Source organism: Sphingobium sp. CCH11-B1 (assembly GCF_001556865.1).
Taxonomy (GTDB): domain Bacteria; phylum Pseudomonadota; class Alphaproteobacteria; order Sphingomonadales; family Sphingomonadaceae; genus Sphingobium.
On sequence record NZ_LSJY01000019.1, the window covers coordinates 1 to 1224 of the forward strand.

Consider the following 1224-nt stretch of genomic DNA (forward strand, 5'->3'; position numbering starts at 1 on the left):
AGTACTTCCACAAGCAGCAGGCCGCCATCCGGCCGCGCAATCGGTCCCTCGGGCATCAGCAGCCCGTTTGCAAAGCAGGTCATCTCGTCCTCTCCCCACATGACCGAAGGTATCTGCGGACCTTCCTTATCCTCATATCTGGTGGATATCGGCGTGATCGGACATCGGACCCACCTTTCGACAGGTAATTGAAAGCGCGGATTGGCGTCTAATCCGCCGCACACCTGATCCATCGGGGAAATGCGGAGGGGATGGCGGCATAGTGCCCAGACAGATCGGCATATTCAACTGCCAGAAAAGCGCGATCGTCGAGCATTGGCGCGCGGGGCAGGGCGTCAGCTATCCATCGTTGATCTCATGAACAGGACAGGCTGGCGACAGACCGGCTTTCAAAGACAATGGTCATCCTTTGACCGCCAGGGAGGAGAAAAATGAAGATAACCGGTTTCATGCTGCCGATAGGGTTGCTGCTGACGACATCGGAAATGGCATTGGCGCAGTCGTCGAACGCCGCGCCGCAGGAGGGCGCTACCAGCGACATCGTGGTGACGGCGCGCCGCACCGCCGAGAATATTCAGGAGACGCCGGTTTCGGTCGTGGCTTTCGGCGCGGATTCGCTGCGGCAGGCCAATATCCGCGATACGCAGGATCTGCTGATCAAGACGCCGGGCGTATTCCTGGCGGGTTCGGGCGGGCGCGAGAACAGCAATTTCTCCATTCGTGGCCAGTCCAAGGCGCTGGCCGGCAACAGCGCCCCGGGCGTCATCAGCTATTTCGCCGAAGTGCCGTCTCCTACGGTCGGGTCCAGCATTCCGACCTATGATCTCTCGTCCGTTCAGGTGCTCAAGGGGCCGCAGGGGACGCTGTTCGGCCGTAACACCACTGGCGGCGCGATCCTCTATTATCCGATGGCGCCGGACTATAAGCTGGGGGGATATGCCAAGGCGTCCTACGGCAATTACGACGCCCGGCTGCTGGAAGCCGCCGTCAATATACCGCTGACGTCCGACACGCTGGCCATCCGCATCGCCGGCCAGATCCAGAAGCGCGATGGCTGGACCAAGAATATCGGCATCGGCGGCGACCCCGACGACCTCAATTCGCAAGCGATCCGCGGCTCTATCCTGTTCGAGCCGAGCGCCGCGTTCCGCAACACGCTCATCGTCGATTTGTATGATCCGGGCCTTGTCAAGATCGCATTGAACGGTTCCTTCTGTTGACGCG

The 1224-nt window shown here is 60.5% G+C and carries 1 protein-coding gene and 1 pseudogene; one reads left to right on the plus strand and one right to left on the minus strand.

What is annotated here, in order from left to right:
• Positions 1-233: pseudogene (locus tag AX724_RS24320) on the minus strand (hypothetical protein); the annotation flags it as partial.
• Positions 234-431: 198 nt separating this feature from the next.
• On the opposite strand from AX724_RS24320, the gene AX724_RS02715 reads away from it, so the two are divergent.
• Entirely contained in the window at positions 432-1220 is a 789-nt protein-coding gene (locus tag AX724_RS02715; protein ID WP_231736451.1) for a TonB-dependent receptor plug domain-containing protein, read from the plus strand.
• The last annotated feature ends 4 nt before the right edge of the window (positions 1221-1224 follow it).

Coding starts and splice junctions, on each gene's coding strand:
- AX724_RS02715 (WP_231736451.1), top strand. CDS start 432: ATGAAGATAACCGGTTTCATGCTGCCGATAGGGTTGCTGCTGACGACA.